This window comes from Halofilum ochraceum, assembly GCF_001614315.2.
Classification (GTDB): domain Bacteria; phylum Pseudomonadota; class Gammaproteobacteria; order XJ16; family Halofilaceae; genus Halofilum; species Halofilum ochraceum.
The window spans coordinates 1-4,298 of record NZ_LVEG02000031.1 but is presented as its reverse complement, the minus strand read 5'-3'; the positions used below and the strand labels follow the sequence as shown (position 1 = coordinate 4,298).

4 protein-coding genes are annotated in these 4,298 nt (G+C 65.8%); 2 read left to right on the top strand and 2 right to left on the bottom strand.

The features are described from left to right. Positions 1–181: 181 nt before the first annotated feature. Together zapE and A0W70_RS16335 are read right to left on the bottom strand one after the other, a co-directional pair. Positions 182–1,276, bottom strand: a complete 1,095-nt coding sequence (gene zapE, locus A0W70_RS16340; RefSeq protein WP_070990179.1) for a cell division protein ZapE — start codon at positions 1,274–1,276, stop codon at positions 182–184. 92 nt (positions 1,277–1,368) lie between these two features. Further along, on the bottom strand, positions 1,369–2,268 hold the full coding sequence (locus A0W70_RS16335; RefSeq protein WP_070990177.1) for a LysR substrate-binding domain-containing protein: 900 nt from the start codon (positions 2,266–2,268) through the stop codon (positions 1,369–1,371). A gap of 131 nt (positions 2,269–2,399) precedes the next feature. On the opposite strand from A0W70_RS16335, the gene betC reads away from it, so the two are divergent. Beyond that, entirely contained in the window at positions 2,400–4,001 is a 1,602-nt protein-coding gene (gene betC / locus A0W70_RS16330; RefSeq protein ID WP_070990175.1) for a choline-sulfatase, read from the top strand. Positions 4,002–4,069: 68 nt separating this feature from the next. After that, the coding region (locus A0W70_RS16325; RefSeq protein WP_217495462.1) for a glycine betaine ABC transporter substrate-binding protein at positions 4,070–4,298 on the top strand (229 nt) is incomplete at its 3' end.

The following is a 4,298-nucleotide window of genomic DNA, read 5'->3' as shown; positions in this document are numbered from 1 at the left end:
TTTGCGCGCAGCGCACGCGCGCGGTTTTCTCAAACACGACCACGGGCCATCTGATCCACGGGTTCCCTTCTTTTTTCGCTTCTCTTCGCGCACCTTGGCGCCCTCCGCGACTTGGCGAGAACCCGAAAACCACGTCCGAAAAAAACCGGCCCACCTCAATCCAGCCCGAAGCGCATCCGGTTCAGGCGAGATGCGGCAGAGCCGCGTACTCATGCGTCTGCATCTCGCGCAGACGGCTGGCGGTGCGCTGGAATTCGAAGGCGAGGCGGTCGCCGGTGTAGAGCGATTCCGGTGCCGCTTCGGCGGAGGCGAACAGGCGGACGTTGCGGTCGTAGAGCGTGTCGATCAGGTTGATGAAGCGGCGGGCGGCGTCGTCGTCGTACGCATCCATGACCGGTACCCGTCGCAGCAGGATCGTGTGGAAGAAGCGCGCGATCTCGAGATAGTCCCTGGAGGAACGCGCCCCGCGGCACAGCGACAGAAAGTCGAACCAGGCGACGCCGTCCGCCCAATAGACCACGGTGATCCGTCGGCCGTTGATGGTCACCCAGTCGCGCTTGCGGCGATTGACGGCGACCGATCGCTCGAAGATGCCGACCAGTTCCATATCCGCCTCGCGGTCGTGCGGAACGATCCAGTGTTTCGCATCGCCGAGATTGCGCAGCCGCCAATCGGTGCCACCGTCGACGGGCACGATTTCGGTGTGGGTCTGCAGCAGTTTGATCGCCGGCAGGAACTGTTCACGCTGCAGGCCGTCGGCGTACAGCCGGTCGGGCGGCACGTTCGAGGTCGTGACCAGCGTCACGCCGCGCGTGAACAGCCCGCGCAGCAGCCCCGCCATCATCATCGCGTCCGTGATGTCGTTGACGTGCATCTCGTCCAGGCAGAGCACGCGCGCACGGGCCGCGAAATGATCCGCGATCTCTTCGAGTGGCGATTCGCGGTCACCGAGTTCGCGCAGCTGCTCATGGACGAGGTACATGAAGCGGTGAAAGTGCAGCCGCAGCTTGTCGTCGAACGGCAGGGCGTCATAGAACAGATCGAAGAGGTGGGTCTTGCCGGTGCCGACGCCGCCGTGAAGATAGATCCCGTGCACCGGTTCGGTGCGGCGGCCGAACGCACGGCCCAGGCGCGCACGCAGTCCAGTGCGCCGCTCGCCGTCGGCGACCAGTCGCGCGTGCAGGTCGTCGAGCCGCTCGATCGCCGCGGCCTGAGCCGGGTCGTGCTCCAGCGTACCGTCGGCCAGCGCCTGCTCATATTGTTGGCGGGGAGACATTCGCTGCCGTGCGTCTGCCGTTGCGGTGGGTCGCGAAAGCGCATGATTGTCGGCCACCGCGGTGCCGGCGGCAACAGTGCCCCGGGGTTCCGTCATAATTGCTCTACGGGGCGTTCCGCGATCCGCAGCAGCCAGTCCCGCACCGTGACCGCCTCCGGGCGCAGCGGCTCTTCACCCGGCCACGCCACATAGAAGGCCTCATCGACCGGCATCGGGACGTGGAACGGCTGCACCAGACGCCCGTCGTGGATGTGGCGCTCGACCAGCGACCAGCGTCCGAGCGCGATCCCTAACCCCTCGCATGCCAGGCGGATCGGCAGGATCGCCGTATCGAAATGCGAACCGCTGCCCGCGTCGACTTCGGCGGCTGCCCCGGCATGATGCAGCCACTCCGCCCAGCCGTTGCGGAACCCGTCGACATGCAGCAGGCGCTCATCCGCGAGGCGGCGCGGATCTCCGCCGAGGCGGTCGGCGATGGAGGGTGCGCAGACCGGTACCAGATACTCCCGGGTCAGGCGCCGGGTTTCCAGCTCCGGCCACTCGTCCGTGCCGTAGCGGACCTCGAGATCGACACCTGTTTCCATGAACTCGGCGTTCCAGATGGTCGAGGTCACGCGCACCTCGACCTCCGGGTGATGGGCATACAAATCGCCCAGCCGCGGCGCCAGCCAGAACTCGCCGAAGCCGGGCGTCGCCCGAATCGTTACCAGTTCGGTCCGGGAATAGCCGAATACCTGCTCGGTCGCGAGGGAGAGCTGCTCGAAGGCGTCGCGCACGACCGGGAGGTACGCCTTGCCGGCCTCGGTGAGCTGGATGCTGCGCGGCAGCCGGTGAAACAGCGGCTCGCCCAGGCGGTCCTCGAGCAGGCGGATCTGCTGGCTGACCGCCGACTGGGTCACGTGCAGTTCCTCGGCGGCCCGGGTGAAGCTCAGGTGGCGCGCCGCGGCCTCGAACGTGCGCAGCCAGCTCGGCGGTGGCAACGGGCGCGGCACGGCGTCTCCTGCGAGGCATTAGTGCAACTAAGCCTAACACGCCGAATTCGTTGTTTGTCGCGCTGTCGGCCACTGCGGACACTGTGCGTCGACGCAATCGATGCACTACCGACCGAACGGAGAAGCGCCGCATGGCAACCAACCGCCCCAACATCCTGTTCATCATGACCGACCAGCTTGGTGCGCCCGTGCTGCCGGCCTACGGCCATCCGGTCGTGAAGACGCCCAACATCGACCGCCTCGTCGAGCGCGGTACGGTGTTCGAGAACTCCTACTGCAACTCGCCACTGTGCTCGACCTCGCGCGTCTCGATGCTCTCCGGCCGGTTACCTTCGGATCTCGACGCCTTCGACAACGCCTCCGAGTTCCCCTCGCAGGTGCCCACCTTCGCGCATTATCTGCGTGCCCATGATTACCGCACCTGCCTGTCCGGCAAGATGCATCTGGTCGGCGCGGACCAGCTGCACGGGTTCGAGGAGCGCCTGACGACCGACTTCTATCCGGTCGACTTCGGCTGGACGCCGGACTGGGAAAAGCCCGAAGAACAGCTCGAGTTCTTCCACACCATGGAGAGCGTCACGCACTCCGGCGTGGTCGCCCGCAGCATGCCGATCGACTATGACGACGAGGCGACCTGGAAATCCGCCCGGTACATGTTCGATGTGAAGCGTGACCAGACGAACAAGACCGATGAACGGCCGTTCTTCCTCTGCACCTCACTGACGCATCCGCACGATCCGTACCTCACCACGCGCGAGTACTACGAGCGCTATGCCGAGGACGAGATCGACATGCCGCACGTGAAGTACCGTCCGGTGGAAGAGCGCGATGCGCACAGCGCGCGCCTGTACTACCACTATGGTATGCACCAGGTGGATCACACGGATGAAGACATCCGCCGTTCGCGGCATGCGTACTACGGCATGATCAGCTACGTCGACGACAAGGTGGGCGAGCTGCTCGATGCGCTCGAGAAGACCGGCCAGGCGGACAACACCATCGTGGTCTTCGCCGCCGACCACGGCGATATGATGGGTGAGCGCGGCATGTGGTACAAGATGAGCATGTACGAGTGGTCCGCCACCGTGCCGTTCATCATCAGTCACCCCGATGTCCCCGGCGGCCAGCGCGCCAAAGGTAATGTCTCGCTGGTGGACCTGTTCCCGACGTTCGTCGAGTTCGCCTCCGGCGAGACCCCCGATCCCGTCATCGCGCCGCACCTCGACGGGCACAGCGTCGTGCCGCTGCTCCACGGCAAAGACCAGGATTGGCCCGATACCGCGTACTCCGAGTACATGGGCGAGGGTGCGGCCGGTCCGGTGCTGATGGTGCGCCGTGGCCCGTACAAGTACGTCTACAGTGATGGTGAGGCGGGGCAGCCGGCCGATCCGCCGCAGCTGTTCGATCTGGACAAGGATCCGGACGAGCTCGAAAACGTCGCCGGTCGCTCCGACTACCGGGAGATCGAGAACGAACTCGCCGACCGCGTGCACAAGCGGTGGAACCCGGACGATCTGCGCCGGCGCGTGCTGGAGACGCAGAAGCGCCGCCGCTTCATCTACAACGCGCTGAGCAAGGGCCGGACCCAGTCCTGGGACTGGGAGCCGCGTTCCGACGCGTCCGACCAGTACATCCGCAATGGCGAGGTCCTGGCCGAACGCGAGGCGCGGGCCCGGCTCGACGAGCAGAATCGCCCAGCCGAGACGTACCAGAAGCGCGCCGCGCAGTCGTAACCGCTTCCCAGAGTCCCGCGGCGACGTCCGCGTCGCCGCGGGGCATACAATGAAAGGAGGAGAACTCCATGATCAAACGCATGATCCGCAAGCCGCACGGCGTGATTGCCGCGGCGCTGATTGCCGTCACCGCATTGCTTCCATTGCGTGCGGGGGCCGCGGAGCCGGTGCGCTTCGCCATCCAGGCCTGGCCGGGCGTGACCGTGAAGACCGAGGTCGCCCGCCAGTTGCTTGAGACGATGGGTTATCCGACCGAGCTGCAGGAACTCGACCCACAGTTCGTCTACCAGGGCATCC